This window comes from Streptomyces sp. NRRL S-37 (assembly GCF_000721605.1).
Classification (GTDB): Bacteria; Actinomycetota; Actinomycetes; order Streptomycetales; family Streptomycetaceae; genus Streptomyces.
Genome location: NZ_JOIZ01000137.1, coordinates 1 through 325 on the forward strand (window position 1 = coordinate 1; position 325 = coordinate 325).

Sequence of the window (325 nt, forward strand, 5' to 3'; positions counted from 1 at the left end):
GAGGTCCTCGATCACGATCGTTTGGTTCTCACGAACGAGCCGAGTGGTGAGCTTGTGCAGCAGGTCACGCCTGCGGTCGGCGATCCGGGCGTAGACCTTGGCGGCCTTCCGGCGGGCCTTGGCCCGGTTCGCTCCGTCGCCCTTGGCCTTGCGGGCAAGCTGCCGCTGCGCCTTGGCCAGACGGACGCGGTCGCGGCGCTCGTGGCGGGGGTTGGAGACCTTCTCGCCGGTCGAGAGGGTCAGCAGGTGGTCGAGCCCGACGTCGATGCCGACGGCCGCGCTGGCGGCGGAAAGCGGCTGAACGGACGGGTCCTCGCACAGCAGG

Annotated in this window: 1 protein-coding gene; it reads right to left on the minus strand. The window is 70.5% G+C overall.

Features of this window, described 5'->3' with window-relative positions; translation table 11 throughout:
- Nucleotides 1-325 (minus strand): RNA-guided endonuclease InsQ/TnpB family protein (locus IH50_RS0137135; RefSeq protein ID WP_030873183.1); only part of this gene is annotated, 325 nt, incomplete at both ends.